The sequence below is a fragment of the Acidithrix sp. C25 genome (assembly GCF_904848545.2).
In genome coordinates this window covers 1,249,957-1,265,123 of record NZ_CAJHCI020000002.1, presented here as the reverse complement: position 1 = coordinate 1,265,123, position 15,167 = coordinate 1,249,957, and the positions used below count along the sequence as shown (strand labels likewise).

At 48.5% G+C, this 15,167-nt stretch carries 16 protein-coding genes and 1 pseudogene; 11 read left to right on the top strand and 6 right to left on the bottom strand.

All coding sequences use genetic code 11. From position 1 onward, the window contains the following. Positions 1 to 7 precede the first annotated feature (7 nt). From ACIDITHRIX25_RS98685 to ACIDITHRIX25_RS98660, 6 genes are all read left to right on the top strand, one after another. Positions 8 to 535 carry an NADH-quinone oxidoreductase subunit B family protein gene (locus ACIDITHRIX25_RS98685; RefSeq protein ID WP_082058630.1) on the top strand — a complete coding sequence of 176 codons (528 nt, stop codon included), beginning with the start codon at positions 8 to 10 and terminating at the stop codon, positions 533 to 535. A gap of 65 nt (positions 536 to 600) precedes the next feature. Beyond that, positions 601 to 2,529 (top strand): proton-conducting transporter transmembrane domain-containing protein, encoded by a 1,929-nt coding sequence (locus tag ACIDITHRIX25_RS98680; protein ID WP_201733525.1) that lies wholly within the window; start codon positions 601 to 603, stop codon positions 2,527 to 2,529. Next, entirely contained in the window at positions 2,526 to 3,479 is a 954-nt protein-coding gene (locus tag ACIDITHRIX25_RS98675; RefSeq protein WP_201733524.1) for a respiratory chain complex I subunit 1 family protein, read from the top strand. Before ACIDITHRIX25_RS98680 ends, ACIDITHRIX25_RS98675 begins: the two co-directional genes overlap by 4 nt. A gap of 11 nt (positions 3,480 to 3,490) precedes the next feature. Then, positions 3,491 to 4,150 carry a hypothetical protein gene (locus ACIDITHRIX25_RS98670; protein ID WP_052605615.1) on the top strand — a complete coding sequence of 220 codons (660 nt, stop codon included), beginning with the start codon at positions 3,491 to 3,493 and terminating at the stop codon, positions 4,148 to 4,150. Next, entirely contained in the window at positions 4,147 to 5,628 is a 1,482-nt protein-coding gene (locus ACIDITHRIX25_RS98665) for a proton-conducting transporter transmembrane domain-containing protein (protein WP_052605616.1), read from the top strand. The genes ACIDITHRIX25_RS98670 and ACIDITHRIX25_RS98665 overlap by 4 nt, the downstream gene beginning before the upstream one ends. Further along, the gene (locus tag ACIDITHRIX25_RS98660) at positions 5,625 to 7,142 is read left to right on the top strand and encodes a hydrogenase large subunit (protein ID WP_200891247.1); all 1,518 of its coding nucleotides are present in this window, start codon (positions 5,625 to 5,627) and stop codon (positions 7,140 to 7,142) included. The genes ACIDITHRIX25_RS98665 and ACIDITHRIX25_RS98660 overlap by 4 nt, the downstream gene beginning before the upstream one ends. 96 nt (positions 7,143 to 7,238) lie before the next feature. On the opposite strand, the gene ACIDITHRIX25_RS98655 is transcribed toward ACIDITHRIX25_RS98660, so the two are convergent. The 6 genes from ACIDITHRIX25_RS98655 to ACIDITHRIX25_RS98630 all read right to left on the bottom strand — a co-directional run bounded on the left by ACIDITHRIX25_RS98655 (position 7,239) and on the right by ACIDITHRIX25_RS98630 (position 12,530). Then, positions 7,239 to 8,819: a class I adenylate-forming enzyme family protein gene (locus ACIDITHRIX25_RS98655; protein ID WP_201733523.1), complete on the bottom strand. Its 1,581-nt coding sequence runs from the start codon at positions 8,817 to 8,819 to the stop codon at positions 7,239 to 7,241. Positions 8,820 to 8,873: 54 nt separating this feature from the next. Further along, positions 8,874 to 9,275, bottom strand: coding sequence for a cobalamin B12-binding domain-containing protein (locus ACIDITHRIX25_RS98650; RefSeq protein WP_213333458.1), 402 nt, complete (start codon positions 9,273 to 9,275; stop codon positions 8,874 to 8,876). After that, complete coding sequence (locus ACIDITHRIX25_RS98645) at positions 9,265 to 10,884, bottom strand: acyl-CoA mutase large subunit family protein (protein ID WP_201733521.1); 1,620 nt, start codon at positions 10,882 to 10,884, stop codon at positions 9,265 to 9,267. The genes ACIDITHRIX25_RS98650 and ACIDITHRIX25_RS98645 overlap by 11 nt, the downstream gene beginning before the upstream one ends. A gap of 10 nt (positions 10,885 to 10,894) precedes the next feature. After that, on the bottom strand, positions 10,895 to 11,539 hold the full coding sequence (locus ACIDITHRIX25_RS98640; protein WP_052605644.1) for a nitroreductase family protein: 645 nt from the start codon (positions 11,537 to 11,539) through the stop codon (positions 10,895 to 10,897). Between the two features lie 414 nt (positions 11,540 to 11,953). Beyond that, complete coding sequence (locus ACIDITHRIX25_RS98635) at positions 11,954 to 12,205, bottom strand: hypothetical protein (protein WP_052605620.1); 252 nt, start codon at positions 12,203 to 12,205, stop codon at positions 11,954 to 11,956. A gap of 22 nt (positions 12,206 to 12,227) precedes the next feature. Beyond that, complete coding sequence (locus tag ACIDITHRIX25_RS98630; protein ID WP_283770439.1) at positions 12,228 to 12,530, bottom strand: HipA domain-containing protein; 303 nt, start codon at positions 12,528 to 12,530, stop codon at positions 12,228 to 12,230. Positions 12,531 to 12,546: 16 nt separating this feature from the next. Here ACIDITHRIX25_RS98630 and ACIDITHRIX25_RS98625 point away from each other — a divergent pair, with 16 nt between their 5' ends. The 5 genes and pseudogenes from ACIDITHRIX25_RS98625 to ACIDITHRIX25_RS98605 all read left to right on the top strand — a co-directional run. Next, positions 12,547 to 12,777, top strand: a complete 231-nt coding sequence (locus tag ACIDITHRIX25_RS98625) for a ribbon-helix-helix domain-containing protein (RefSeq protein WP_201733519.1) — start codon at positions 12,547 to 12,549, stop codon at positions 12,775 to 12,777. Then, positions 12,777 to 13,205: a TA system VapC family ribonuclease toxin gene (locus tag ACIDITHRIX25_RS98620; RefSeq protein ID WP_082058633.1), complete on the top strand. Its 429-nt coding sequence runs from the start codon at positions 12,777 to 12,779 to the stop codon at positions 13,203 to 13,205. Before ACIDITHRIX25_RS98625 ends, ACIDITHRIX25_RS98620 begins: the two co-directional genes overlap by 1 nt. A gap of 657 nt (positions 13,206 to 13,862) precedes the next feature. Next, complete coding sequence (locus ACIDITHRIX25_RS98615; RefSeq protein ID WP_249685757.1) at positions 13,863 to 14,186, top strand: hypothetical protein; 324 nt, start codon at positions 13,863 to 13,865, stop codon at positions 14,184 to 14,186. Next, a complete protein-coding gene (locus tag ACIDITHRIX25_RS98610; protein WP_201733599.1) occupies positions 14,183 to 14,779 on the top strand; it encodes a transposase in 597 nt (198 codons plus the stop codon). The genes ACIDITHRIX25_RS98615 and ACIDITHRIX25_RS98610 overlap by 4 nt, the downstream gene beginning before the upstream one ends. Before the next feature lie 86 nt (positions 14,780 to 14,865). Then, positions 14,866 to 15,116, top strand: a pseudogene (locus ACIDITHRIX25_RS98605) (transposase); the annotation flags it as partial. Positions 15,117 to 15,167: the final 51 nt, after the last annotated feature.

Genomic DNA, 15,167 nt, shown 5'->3' with positions numbered 1-15,167 from the left:
CCACTTAATGAGCAACGAAGAATCGACGAAATCAGAAAGTCGTAATAAGAAAGAAAATAATCTACTTAGAGCTGTGTTGGGTAGAAAAACTACAACCCAAACCGAACCCCTACCCGACTCTGAAACCTTTATTCGCCCCGACATTAATTCAAAATCGCTGGTGTTGCGTCACGTTGACGTCGGTAGCTGTAACGGATGTGAAGTTGAACTCGGCCTCTGCTTCGCGCCAATCTACGACATAGAGAGCTATGGAATCTCTCTGACTGCATCCCCACGCCATAGCGATGGTCTGATAGTCACAGGAGTAGTTACCTCCAACATGGCAGCACCACTTATGGATGCCTATCGAGCCACACCCGCTCCCAAGGTAGTCATTGCACTCGGAGATTGCGCGATCAATTGCAACGGCCTTGGCGATGGATATGGAGTTGAGGGAGCTGTAGGTGAGTTTTTAGAGGTCGACCTTCAAATTCGAGGCTGTCCTCCCGAGCCCAAGTCGATAATCGCCGAACTCCGGCGGATCGCAAAAGCATGATATCGACCCAAATACCCAATCCAAAAGCAGTCGAATCTGACCAAATCAAAAAAAGATTTGACCCAATGGGTCGTTTCTTTGTCATTATGATCTGCACTCTTAGCGCATTGGTTGCTATTTCTGCTACCACCATCGCCCTTTTAGCGATCACTCGACCGCCTTGGCATGGCTCAACGAACTTATTTCTAGCAATATATGGCTTAAAACTCGCAACAGATCCTCTCTCTGGGGTCTTTCTCTTGATCTCAGGCTCCCTTGGGGTAATGGTCATACCCCACCTCTATGGTTACTTGCGAAGAAATCATCTTCCAACAACAACCGTCATAGCAATACCGATCTTCATCTTCACTATGGCTCTCGTTCCGCTCGCCAACTCTACTCCTACCTTCTTTTTTTTCTGGGAGTTGATGGCTCTAGCCTCAGTACCCCTAGTCGCCGCCCACCCCAATGATCAAAGCGGTCGACGCGCTACCTTTGTCTATCTGGCAATGACACAACTGGGAGCGATGGCGATTCTTGTCGCTTTGGCAATTATCTCCGCATCGCACCCAGGAACCCCATTAGCTGGCCTTTCGGCCCTAAGTAGCCGCGACTCGAACACTCTTAGATCCCTGGCCTTTCTGTTAGCCTTAATTGGCTTTGGCTCCAAGGCTGGTATTGTACCATTTCATATTTGGCTCCCAAAGGCACATCCCCAAGCGCCTGGACCAGCTTCAGCCCTAATGAGCGGTGCAATGGTGAGCCTTGGAATCTACGGCATAATTAGGTTTTGTATCCTCTCTTTGGGGACCGGGGCTAAGTGGTGGGCGATAACCTTGATCGTATTTGGATCAATTACTGCCATCTATGGAATCCTTCAGGCCTCAGTTAATAAGGATCTAAAGGTGCTTCTTGCCTATTCAACGGCTGAAAACATGGGGTTAGCCCTCATAGCGATAGGGCTATTTCAACTCTTTAGGATCCTTCACCTACCCAATTTGGCCGCCGAAGCACTTGGGGCTGGCGTATTGATCCTTGTTGCCCATGGCCTATTCAAGGGACTAGCTTTTTTAGTAGCCGGCTCGATTCAAAGCGAAATAGGTATAACCGACCTCGATCAACTTGGTGGACTCGCCAAAATAATGCCGGTATCAACGGTTGGCTTTGGAATAGCGGCCCTCTCGGCTTCTGGTCTCCCATTTGGAAGTGCCTTCATTGGAGAGTGGCTCCTGCTTCAAACAATTATTCATCTTCCAAGAGATATTGGCTCCCTGGTCCTCATCGGTCCTATTGCTCTTGGTGTAGTAGCACTTACCGCTGGATTGAGCGTGCTAACTATGGTCAAAGCATTTGGAATTGGATTTTTAGGTACGCCAAGATCCAAGAGAGCAGGCGAAGCCCACGAATCATCTACGACCATGTCGACCTCAATAATCGCCCTTATGATCGCCAACCTTGGTCTCGCATTTGATCCGGGTGTGATAAATTTTGTCATCCTTCATCTGAGCGAATCAATCAGCGGGGTTTATCCCAGAATCGCCCTTGGATCTCGCATCTCTATTACCACCACTTCGTCTGCGATCTTTCCTAGCATAGGTGCGGCTCTGTTTATAGTGGGTGCAATTGCGATCTATCTAATCCGACGCTTAACCGCTTCGAAGAGACCACAGCCATTAGATGAGATTCGTTGGGGCTGTGGAGCCAAAGAATTGACCCCTAAGATGCAATATACCGCAACCTCATTTGCTGAACCCCTAGAGCGGATCTTCTCGGACATCTTGGTTCCTCGTCGAGATATCGAGACCGACGCCTTTGATTCACTTGATCTAATCGTAAAACGAATAGATCTCCGAGAGTCTCCTCATGACGCTATCGAGACCGCCCTCTGGAATCGATTGGCCAGAGCTCTAGATCTTGTCGCTAGTCAATTCCGACGCTTTCACAATGGATCGCTCATTCGGTATTTAATGCTCGGTGGATTGGGATTTGCCGTAGTAATGGTGGTGACACATTGAGTTATCTTTCCCTCATCCTTCAGATCACGCTAATCGTAGTGATCTCGCCACTAATTGGCCAACTCATGATCAAGATCAAATCTAAAGCCGAAGGAAGAAGAGGACCTTCCTTGCTTCAAGGTGTTCGAGAACTTGGCAAACTCCTCAAAAAGGGAGAGATCAACCCGATTGGAACTGGGAGCGCCTTCGCGCTAGCACCGGCGATCTATTTAGTATCCACCCTGGTTTTATCTGCCATAATTCCGCTAATTGCCCTCAAACTTCCGGGCTCATCTAACTACGACCTCTTCTGGGTGGTAGGAATCCTACTGATTGGAACAATTGCCCTCGGCCTTGGCGGACTCGATACCGCCACAGCCTTTGGAGGAATGGGAGCCAGTCGTGAACTTATGGTGGCCGCACTTATAGAGCCAAGCATACTTATGGCCATCTATGCGCTTTCAATTCGGGCAAACTCATCCAATATCTTCAATATCGTGCATGCAACCCTCTCAAATCCGCAACAGATCGCCTCGCCACAGAGTGCCTTAGCGCTAATTGGCCTTGTTATCGTCGTCGTTGCCGAGGCTGGCAGGATACCAATAGACAATCCATCGACACATCTAGAGCTCACCATGATCCACGAAGCGATGGTACTAGAGGTAAATGGACCAAAATTGGCAATGGTAAAACTGGCCTCTTCCATGAGGTTGGTTATCCTGATTGGCCTTGTGGTAAACCTATTTTTTCCAATTGGCATCTCATATTCAACCTCCTCTGTCGGATCGATCATCTTGGGGATCGTGGCACTTGTCATAAAGGTCTCCCTTTTGGCTGGTCTGTTGGCATTTGTGGAGGTATTCTTAGCCAAGTTACGCCTCTTTAGGGTTCCGGAGCTTCTAGCTGGATCCTTTGTCTTTGGCTTTCTAGCCGTCACTGCATCATATTTTCTACCGGTCATCAAGGCTTAGGAGTTCTAGATATGTCTGTGGGATCCTTTACCAGCCTCTTTTACTTTGACATTGGCGCCTTTTTATTTTTCACCATGGCCATTGCCTGGAGAAAAAGTCTCTTTGGGCAAGTCCGACTCTTACGCGCAAATGCAATTGCGCTCTTTTTGTTGGGGCTACTCAGTGGTATCTATGCCAAGGACGCTGCGCTTATTGGCCTTTCTATTGTGATATTGCTAGTGCGAGCATATGGAATTCCCACCATAATCGCAAGGGCAATTCCTCATTCAGGCGACCAATGGGAGTCGACTCGCGTTGTAAATACGACTGCTTCAATCTTGATTGTGGCAGCAATAACTGCATTTGCATACATATTGACAGAGCCGTTGGTGGCTCTAAATCCGACCAAACGGATCGCAAGCCTTCCTGTTGGAGTCTCCGCACTGCTAATAGCCGTCTTTCTCATTGTAACTAGAAGGCGCATCGCAACTCAATTGATCGCCTTTGCCCTCTTTGACAACGCAATTTCGGCCTGTGCCTTCGTCCTAACCGAAGGAGTTCCATTGGTAGTTGAATCTGGCGCGCTATTAGACGTTCTTCTTTTGATCTTTGTCCTGGTCGCCCTGGCATCCAATATGAGGAGTCAGACACAGAGTATGGATATTGCAGAACTAAGGGAGTTGCACGAATGAACGCATCCGATCTACTTGGTTTAATCGTGCTTCTACCGATCCTTGTATCGGTGGCACTCTATTTCTTTGGGTGGAACGGTGCCACCCAAAAAATGGAAGTTGTTAGCGTCCTGGCGATAGGAGTCGCCTCAGTGGTTATATACCTTGACTCACGCCACGGAAAACTCCTACAATTTCATAACCTTCTTTCTGGAGATGCTCTAACAGCTATCTTGCTGGGGCTTACCTGCGTTGTCTCGACGATGGCAATCCTTGCCAGTCGTGAATATCTCGAGCGCCATCCCGGTGATCAAACCAAACTCGTTCAAAGCAACAAGGGCTACGCCATGGCAATGCAGATCTTTATTGCAGCGATGACGCTAGCTGTCGTATCGGACAATCTGGGACTTACATGGGTAGGAATTGAAGCCACCACCATATCTACAGCATTCCTAGTTGCACACAAAGCCACCACCAAAGCTTCAGAGGCCGCCTGGAAGTATGTAATCATCTGCTCTTTTGGAATAACAATCGCCTTTTTTGGAACCGTTATCTTATATTTCTCAGCGATCAACTCCGGAATGAGTCCAGCCAACGCCTTAGTCATTCACGACTTGGTAAAAAATGCCTCACACATGAGAAACAATGCGACCACTTTGGGCCTTGGACTACTGCTCATTGGATACGCCACCAAAGTTGGTCTCTTTCCATTTCATACTTGGTTAGCCGACGCTCACTCCCAAGCGCCAGCGCCTGTTTCTGCACTCATGAGTGGTGTCTTGCTTAGCGTTGCCGGCGGAGTCCTACTTCGCATCTCAGAGATCAGTCGCCTCAGCATCGGCCACAAAGTCTTTAGCGACGTTCTTATGACGATGGGAGTAGCCACCATAGTCATAGCGGCGATGTTGCTTGTGCGCCAAAAGGACTACAAACGCCTATATGCCTATTCGTCACTGGAAAACATGGGCCTTATAGCAGTTGGAATTGCAGTTGGAAGCAAGATCGCTATCTATGGACTTATAATCCAAATCGTTGGCCATGGTATCTCCAAAGGAATCGTCTTTATTACAACCGGCCACATCTATGACGAGTTAGGTGATACCTCTATCGATTCGCTTCGAAGCCTATCGCATCGAAGTCCAATCCTTGCCACCTTCGCGATCATTGGAACAGTTGGAATCTTGGGATTTCCTCCCTTTCTTCTCTTTGGAGGAGAGACCTCGATTGCCTTTGGGTTGATTCGATCCCACGACATAATCGCATTGATAATCGTCGCTGGCGCACTTTTGATAGCTGCTATCTCGATCTATCGCCATGGTATCGCCATGCTCTTTGGCCCAGTTGGCCCAGGTCAAGATACAAGGCCATTTTCAATTAAAACAAGAGCGACTCTAATGCTCTTTGGAGCAAGCCTTCTATCGCTTCTTTTAGGAATCGATGGCCCAAATGTAACCACCATTGCGCGCGCTGGAGCCAATGCCATTGGAGTGAGCTTGTGACGAATTCTATAAATCAGCAGCTTCATCAAATCACTAGCGGAATCTCGGTAATTAGAAGCAGCGAAGCCACCGACTCCGATAGTCTTTTGGGTCGAGTCGCCTTTTATCTCAATGAGGGCTATCGCCTTAGCCTTGTTTGTGCTAAGCCACTTCCTCAAACTATTCTTGTTACCTATTGTCTGGTGGGGAAAAACCCCGATCGACGCCATGAGATCCAATTAGAGGTAAAAAGAGAGCGACCCGAACTACCAAGTCTGGCCAAAATCAGCTTTTCGGCATCCCGATTTGAACGTGAGATGGCCGACCTTTACGGGATTATTCCGCTGAATCATCCTCTACCAAAGAGGCTTGTACGCCATGGCCATTGGCCAGAAGAATGGTACCCCATGATCTCGAGCCAAGAAAAACCCAAGTTCGAATCAGATCGCCAAGTTGGCTACCCCTTCCAAGAGGTAGCCGGAAGTGGAATCTATGAAATTCCAGTTGGTCCTATCCATGCTGGAATGATCGAACCGGGCCACTTCCGTTTCTTCGCATTAGGTGAGACTGTCATACGCCTTAGAATCCGCCTCTGGTTTCTCCATAAGGGGCTAGAAAAACTATTTGTAGGCAAGACTCCAGCTGAAGCGATAACTCTCGCTGAAAAGATTTCAGGTGATACGTCATTTGGCCATAGCCTAGCTATGACAATGGCGATCGAAGATGCCCTTGGAATCACAGTACCGACCCGAGTTGCAAGTGCCAGAGCGATCCTTCTGGAGGCTGAAAGAATCTACAACCACATAGGAGATATCGGAGCACTCGCCAACGACGTAGGGTTTTCTTGGGGAAATGCAATAGCGCTAGATCTCAAAGAGGAGATGATGCGCCTCAATTCGTCTCTAACCCAAAGTCGCCTACTTCGAGGAACCCTTGGAGTAGGGACAGTTAAGATCTCCGATCACCTCGATCTGATTGGAATCGATCGAATTGCCTCAAAATTTGAAGAGCTGATCGAGATACTCACCAACCATTCAATGGTAAGAGATAGGTTCCATGGAACCGCAATCTTGGGCGTGGCCCAAGCAAAAGAGATGGGCTGTCTTGGGGTTGTGGCCCGAGCGAGCGGCATAGAGGTAGATGCCCGAATCGACCATCCCTTTATGACAATTGGACCTACGGCATCAACCCTAGAAACCGGAGACGTAAATAGTCGGTTCCTGCAAAGGGTGAATGAGATAAGGGCATCAGTCTCTTACATTAGAGAGCTCGCCCGCTTTCTAAGGGTTGAAGAACCCATCGCACAAGTGTCAACGCCTCCTAGGGAAAGCGGCTTTTCTCTCGTCGAAGGTTGGAGAGGCACTATTGCTCATCGAGTCGAGATCAAAGACGGTATTATAACCAATGCTAAGATAGTCGATCCCTCGTGGTTCAATTGGCCCAGCCTTCCAATTGCCATGACCAACACTATCGTGCCCGACTTTCCCCTGGTAAATAAGAGTTTCAATCTTTCATATTCAGGAAATGATCTCTAAGAACACAAAACTCCCTCAAACAATTGGGCTCTTAGTTGCAAATTACTCTATGGCCAGATCAAATTTCCACAACTGATATTGCAGTTAGGTATTAATCTAAAGCGAGCGCAAGACTCTCTTTAGGACCTTACCTTGAGAATCTGTGGGTAAGAGATCGACGATACGAATCGACTTGGGTACTTTGAATGACGCAAGTCGTTCTCTAGCAAAGGCCAAAATTTCATCGACTTCGCATGCAACGTTATCTCGCAAGACGACAAAGGCTGTGATCGCCTCTGACCAATAGGGATCAGGAACACCCACCACTGCCACTCGCTCAATTGCGTGGTGTTGAGAGATAACACGTTCAACCTCGACTGACGAGACATTAAAGCCGCCGGTTTTAATGACATCCTTCAAGCGATCGACAAAAAACAGATTTCCCGACGAGTCGATTCTCATCACATCTCCTGTGTGAAGCCAACCATCGCCAAACAACTTCTCGCTTCGATCAATGTCATTGAAATAACCACTTGTAATCCCTGGACTTCGAGCGATAGCTTCACCGACATTGGTATCGTTTCCATCTGGGTCGACAATCCGAATCTCAAGTGCGGGCATCGCTCGTCCAATCCAAGAAGGATCTCTATCTGGAATCTCTTCCATCGTATGAAACCACCCCGAAGTCCCTACTTGAGCCAATTCAGATTGACTCCAATAGGTGCCCCATAGAATCTTCGGATGGACCGCCGACCAGGCATCTAGCATTGCTTTGGGAACCAAACCGCCATAAGTTATCGCTCTGGCCAAGGTGGAGACTGTTGCATTTGTAAAATTCAAACTCTTTGACATAGCAAGATAAAAAGTTGGAGTTTGGGCCATTATCGTTATCTTCTCGGACAGAATCAGGGCAATTGCCCTATCGGGATCGATAGTTGCTGGCAAAACTACAGTTGCTCCCACTTGGGTTAAAGTAGTCATGGTTCCAATTCCCGCCATTGTAAAGAAGGGCATTACGAACAACCACCGATCATCACGCGTCAAAGATAGGTCGATGCTCCACGAGGGAATAGTGGCAATCAGATAATTTCGATTTGAAAGCATCACCCCTTTAGGTTTTGCCTCGGTACCACTGGTGAGAACGATCATGGCTATATCATCTTCGCCTGCCTCTCGATTAGGGACAAATGGAGCCATCGTATCAAAATGCGATAGATCGACCAACTTTTGTGTTCGCTTTAGCTTGCCTTTATAGTCCCCATCTCTATCAGCGATGACCACCAATTCAATAGAGTGTGCATCTTTGATCACACCTTCGTACTTCTCCAAAAACACGCGATCAACAAAGAGAACACGAGGCCTCAGTGAGGCAAAATGATCCTCAATATCCAAAGGGGTCAACAGTGGATTTACTCCAGATAATGGCATACCTACCTTCAGTGCGCCATACCAAAGAGCAACATAGTCCAAAGAGTTCTTAGCAATTGCACAGATTCGATCTCCGATTTCCATTCCAGCTTGGCTCAGTGCACTTGCCACCTTGTCGGAATAGTTATCGAGTTCCAAATAGGTCATAACACTCCTATTTGAATTCAAATCGTAAGAAACCACCGCCTGGCGATCGCCAAAGTGCAAGGCATTGCGCCTTAACTGATCGGCGAGGCTCGCGCGCGTCATTGTATCCTTATAACGACTCACTGTGACTCCACCTTTGATTTAGTTAGAACAGACAAAGTCCATCCTTGGAAAAAATTAATTAAAATTTGTCAATCTTTTAGCTGCCTCGACGATCGAAGTCAACTTTGACCCCGGAGGAAATGCGTCAACACCAAGGGCTTCTAAGGTCCTCTTAGCAGATGGAGTAATGATTCCTCCAACTATAACTGGTGGCGGCGACTCCAACTTAGCGATCTCATCGACCAGCGACAATACCAAATCCAGACGTCCACCGACATTTAACCCCACCAGGTCAGGGTCCTCCTGGATAACTGCACTCATTATCTCGTCCCTAGTGGCCATACCTAAAAGCACAATCTCAAAACCCGCTTCTCGCAGGGCGTGTTCGACGACGGTGATTCCTCTCCAATGGCCATCTAAACTCGTCTTTGCCATCACGACTCTAGGCGAATAAGGAGGTGGTTGGTTAAAAGTCAAATGGAACCTCCCAGCTTCCAAACGAACTTCTAAAGACCGAGCCAATCTCACCTAAGGATACTTCAGCCTCTGTTGCGGCCATCATTGCCGGCATTATATTCGAAGAGGACACACATGCCTCTTCGAGCCCTACAAGGGCGTCCCTAAGTACCTTTTGATCTCTTGTTGCTCGCAAGTCAACGAGTCGTTCCATCGCATTGTCAAAGGCGTCTCGCGGGGCTTCAAAGGCCTCAATCTCATATGGAGAGACGTCATCCATAAAGCAGTTAACTCCGACCTTTGCCACACGGTTGGTCTCAATGTCATATGCGGCCTCATTTGATCCTGCTACTGCCCTCCTGTATAACCACCCTGACTCTAGAGTGGCGATATAACCACCCTGGGCTACAATCTCATCGAAGACTCCAAACCCTTCCTCAACAAGTTGGCCAGTGAGGCTCTCAATTAAATATGACCCACCAAGTGGGTCAACGACTGAAGTCAAATTTGATTCGTTTTGAAGGATCTGCTGAATTCGAAGCGACATCTGGTGCGCATGCTCACTTGGAATTGTGATGGCTTCATCGTAACCAGAGACCCCTAAAGATTGAGCACCCCCCAAGACCGCGGCCAGAGCCATCAAAGTGCCTCGAACGATATTGTTTAGGGGTTGTTGATAGGTCATAGCTGATCCAGCTGTGACTACATGAATTCTAAGTTGGCGAGCACGCTCGTCGTCGACTCCGTAGCGCTCTTTGAGCATCCTCGACCACATAACCCTTGCCGCTCGAAGCTTTGCGATATCTTCAAAGATATCCATCGACGTTCGAAGGTTGATGCCACCGATAGACCTTGCGACTTGGGCAACTTCAATATTGCCCCTCTCCACAATTCCATCCAAGTACTCTTTGGCATTCGCCATGAGCAACCCTAGCTCTTCTTTGGCATTTAGCCCGGAATCCGCCCCGTTGTAGGCGGCTATCGAAACGGGAACCCATCGGGGAAGATTTCGGTGACAAAACTCAATTAGATCAAGATTCAACCTCAAACCATCGCGTGGAGGAATCTGCTCCTTGGCGATACACCCCAAATATGTCAAATTGAAGTCAGATTGACCGGTGCCCGCCAGACGCTTTAGATCAATACCACGACTAGCCGCCACATTCCAGTAGCATGCATTCGCGAACGGGCCGTGCTGTACGACTGCCCCACCGGCGTGCGCGTAGGTATTTTCAATATCTATTCCATCAAGAATCGTCGCAAAGTCACGAATCGACAAAATAACTGCCCCAGTTAGCCCCACATCACCACTGCGCGCCAACACCTCGGGATTATCTACGTCATATAGATGATCCGCAGTCATCCTGTCGTGCTCCATCAAAAAGCCACTCTCACCGTGGCTCAGTAAAAACTTAATCCTCTCGGACTCGTCGATTGGATTCCCAAAGCCAGAAAGTTGAAAGATCCTCCACGGCTTTGTGCGATACATCTTTGGATATGCGCCACGAAGATATGGGGGCTCGCCTGGCGAAGTCGAAAGAAGCTCTCGATGACCCTCTGGAATATCTCCATAACCATATATGGGTTTAAGCTCTATTCCACTCGTCGTTCTTCTGATCTCGTCGGCCATTCATTGGCTCCTAATCACGACTAAGACTTCTACCATCAAAGCCATCGACACGAACCATATCCGAGACCTCCATCCTGGTCAACTTAGTTGGAAAGGGGTTCAGTGGCCATCCAACGGCTATTGTCGCGGCCGTTATAAAGCCATCGGGAACATTCAATAACTCCTTTACTTGGGGCTCTGAGATACACAGCAGGGTCGTTAGAGCAGTTCCTAGCCCTTCGGCACGAGCAGCCAATAGGAAATTCTGAACTATTGGATATATGGAACCTCCACCAACGACGCTTATGCGTCCAAGTCCAGCATCAGTTGGATGCAGTCCATCCACCTCGGCACAGACCACTACTAGCGCTGGAACTTCTTCTAAGTGCTCTGCAAAATAGTCTGCGGCTTGAACGGTCTTATCCAGAGCACCAGCACGCACTTCCCCGCTCCCAATGCCAGCTAAATAGGCTCGCCACGGGCCGATATACCAATCTTTGAGTGCTTGTCTTTTCTGCTTATCCCGCACCACTATGAACCGTACCGGTTGGCGATTTCCACCTTGTGGGCCAAATCGTGCTGAGTCGAAGGCCCTGAACAAGACGTCGTCTGGCACCTCTCGATCTTGAAAATATCTACAAGTACCTTGTGTACGCATCGCCTCTACAAGATCCATCTTCGCCTCCAAAAATCTTACCGATGTGGCAAATGTTACCAAACGCCCCATTGGTAAAAGAGAAATTATTCAACTTTCAAAACTAATTACCAGGTGGATAAATTAACATGGTCAATAAACCATCTCCCTGGAAATGGCTAACTAATAATCACATAAAAAGTATTTTCGCTATCGCAGTCGCCAAATTAGCTGATCTTTACGTACGCTTACCCGTAGCATTGAAATTCGCACAAGGCGAAAACTTGCTTGCGAGCTCATATTGCACTCTCGATAATCGTTATCAGACCGGTTGGTCGTGATGCCTTGATGGAAGTGATACTAGGCAACCTCAACCAAAAGACGCGGCCGCAAGCCCCATCTGTAACGGTGCGGAAGTTCACAACTCTATTTAGAAAACTTTATCAAAATAGAAATCTACCGAAGCGCGAGGTTATTCCATCGATGTTTCAATACTTTAAGTACTTTATTAGTCTTATTTTCATCAAACGATAGCGCACCATTGACTAGTTCAACCAAAATTAGCTCAGTTGCGGCGATAAGTTTGTCTAGAATTTTGGTCGCCACAACTGTGCTTAATCCAACTGTGCTTAATCCAATAGTCGAGCCGAATGCTAGGATCATGCGCCTTGATAGTTCGGTTGTAGACCCAGCTAGTCTTAGCGCCATGGAATTCTCACCATAGAACACCCTAGAACAGAGTGGAGACAAGGTCGTATGCGAGAGAAAGCGACCATAGGCCACTAAGCGACTTTACAACTGAGATATTTTTGGCGTGAACATCTCCATTTCCAGTGAGCCAAGCAAAACAAATCTGGCAAAATAGATCGAGTGCTACTACCACCTCTGCGCTGCAAACTGACACTATCGCCGCTGCAACTTCTTCGTAACTTAGTAGGTACTTATCGCCTGGCCAACGACCCAAAAGTTGACAAGCATTCCGCTGGCGGCATAAACGCAGCAAACATATGCGTGCGTTACTACAAGCATGCACGTGCTAGAATAGCGGCATGAGGACGACAGTAGAATTCGATAAGGACACCGCCCAGGCCATCGAGGCCCTGCGGCGCGAACAACACCTTGGCATGTCCGAGGCGGTGAACGAACTGATTCGCCGAGGCCTGGTTGCCCAGGTCATACATCCCCCGTTCCGCCAGCGCACAGCACCGCTCTCGGTAAGCGTCGACGTCTCGAGCGTCGCGGACGCCCTCGAAATCCTCGATGGCGTGGCGACCCGCTGATGCTAGTTGACGCCAACGTCCTGATCTATGCCGTCGACGAACGGTCGCGAGCTCATAGCGCCGCTCGGAATTGGCTCGAAGAAGCACTCAACGGCTCGCGCCGAATCGGGCTGCCCTGGCAGTCGCTGCTGGCCTTCGTTCGCATCGTCACCCATCCGCGAGCCCTGCCCGTCCCACTCACTCCAGTTGATGCGTGGTCATTCGTCGCCGACTGGCTCGACGCCCCCGCCGCGTGGGTGCCCGATCCGGGACGCGGGTACCGAGACATCCTTACACGGCTAGTGATCGATCTCGACCTGCGAGGCAACCTGGTCAGCGACGCCGCGCTCGCCGCGCTCGCCATCGAGCACGGCCTGGCTGTCATCAGCGCTGACTCCGATTTCGCGCGCTTCCCCGAACTTATCTGGCTCAATCCGCTCAACTCCTAATACGCTGCGGCGGTGGGCATGTGGGGCACCTGCGGAGATATTTCCTATTGACTTTGGTGACCAAATTGGCCGAGAACGAAAAGGCCTCAACGCCTGAGTAGCCATACCGGTAAACCCAGCGAAAGCCAAGCCGGAATGGTTATTATTCGTTCCAATTTCACGGCGTCGCCAAAATCTACCCTCGCTGGCAGAACTGGAGCCAGGCACTTCGGCGACTGAATCTTAGGATGTCTCCCTGGAACGCGCTGGAAGCGATTTGGTACCCACGCTGGAAGAGAGAGCCGGATGCGGTAGAAGTCGCAGGTCTGGTTCGGAGGGCGGACCAGAGAAACCCACCGACGGAAACGTTGGCAGGGCGCTCTGGTTCGACCCTACCAAAACAAAGCCTATTGTAGGCTCCCCCGTCCTTTTCGATCCTAGCGATATTTGTAATGCACTCGTTGGTTTAAAGGGAGTGAGAATTCTTTACTACTGCAGAAATGGCCCTATGGCTGAGATTGCAATTGAGCAAGTTATCTCAAAAGTGACCTGTCCGCTTTGTCTCAATCCGGCACAGGTAAAGGAACGACCCTTTGTCACCTATATCGATCTTCCTTTTGGGGGTACCCCTACGAGGATCAAGTGGAAGAAACATCGGATGACTTGTAATCAATCTTCATGCGAGAAGAGAAGTTGGACGTTAGTGATCACCGTATTGCAGCTTCACATAGTGTACTTACAACTAGAGCTGCCAAGTGGGCGACAAAGCTGGTGGGTATGGGCCGATGTGTATCTGAGCTAGCAAAAGAACTCAACTGTGACTGGGGCGTAATAAATCGAGCAGTAACCATCTACAGTAGAGCTCTACTAGAAGCTGATAAGAAGCGAATTGGAAAAACAAGGGCTCTTGGCTTTGACGAGACCCTCTTTGTGAGAACTGGTAAATATCGCACGCAGAACTGGTGCACAACTATTTGTGATGTCGCGGAAACCGACAGCTGATCGATATCGTCGAATCAAGGAGCTTTACCGAAGTAGCAAAATGGGTAAAGAAACGTCCAACTCACTTTAGGGAAAGAATTGCCTATGGCACTTTAGACATGTCAAATTCCTATGCTGCTGTCTTTAGTGTTACCTTACCAAAAGCAACCCAAGTGGTAGATAGATTTCACGTCATCAAGCTTGCCACTACTGCACTAGATGGAGTACGCAGACGGCTGCAGCTAGAGAGAACTGGTCACAGAGGTAGAAAAGATGATCCTTTGTATCGATCTCGCAAGCTACTTGTGATGAAGGGGAAGAACTTAGATGAAAAGACCACCAAGCGTATAGAAACGCTTCTTGAATTGGGAGATCCAAACGCTGAGGTTGCGCTTGCCTACAGAGTAAAAGAAGCATTATCTGACTTTTATGAGTGTAGGGATATTCACCAGGCACAAAAATACTTAGAAGAGATTGTCGATCGCATATCACTTGTGGCTATGCCACTAGAGCTTCGCAGACTTGGAAAGACTCTCAAATATTGGTTTAAAAACATACTTATCAAGTTTCGTAAGTTTCGCCTTCACCGAGACCAGATTGGAGCTAATCCTTAGTAGAACAGATGTTCTACTAAGGTGGCATGGTGGATCTCTCAGGCTTTATGGTACGCTTCGCTTCAAAGTAAGCATGTGAAGATCATTTGATCAAATTGCTTATGCTATGACGGATTTAGATGTCCAAAGTGTGACTCTGACCAATTTACTTTAGTAAGGCCAAATCATTTCAAGAAATGCAGCGTCTCGAGCTCCACTTTTTCAATGTAAATCTTGTCGACGTCAAACTAGCGTTACCTCCAGGACTATCTTTCATCGAAGCCATATCTCTTTATCCAAGTGGTTCTCCGCTATCTATCTATTGTCCAACGACAAGCGTGGTCTTTCGGCTACTACCCCCTAGCCATTAGAGCCTGACTATTCCGATTCTCTGGACCACTATTGGTAG